The 460-nt window shown below is 72.8% G+C and carries 1 protein-coding gene; it reads left to right on the top strand.

The genetic code is table 11. The features are described 5' to 3' along the window. The coding region (locus GTP90_RS36080; protein ID WP_161087966.1) for a phosphotransferase at nucleotides 1-460 on the top strand (460 nt) is incomplete at both ends.

Below are 460 nucleotides of genomic sequence, written 5' to 3' on the forward strand. Positions count from 1 at the left end.
CGCGGCGACCTGGCCACGGTGGACAGCCTGCTCACTGGCCGCACCAACCGCGCGCGGCTGGCCCGGCTGGCGCGTTGGCACGCGCAGCAGATGGCCGATGCGCAGCGCTTCGAGCGGCGCCGCGCCGACGGCCATGTGCGCGAGTGCCACGGCGATCTCCACAGCGGCAATATCCTCAGCTGGGAAGGGCGGGTGGACGTGTTCGACGGCATCGAGTTCAACGACGAATTGCGCTGGACCGACGTGGTCGCCGACCTGGCCTTCATCGTCATGGACCTGCGCTTCCACGGCCGCGACGACCTGGCCGCGCGCCTGCTGCAAGGCTACCTGGCCGCCAGCGACGATTACGCCGGGCTGCCGCTGCTGGCGTTCTACCAGGCCAGGCGGGCGCTGGTGCGGTGCAAGGTGTTGCTGCTGGCGGCCGCCGAGGGCGGGCCGAGCGGGGGCGCGCCAGCGCGCG

Source organism: Duganella vulcania (assembly GCF_009857655.1).
GTDB lineage: Bacteria > Pseudomonadota > Gammaproteobacteria > Burkholderiales > Burkholderiaceae_D > Rugamonas > Rugamonas vulcania.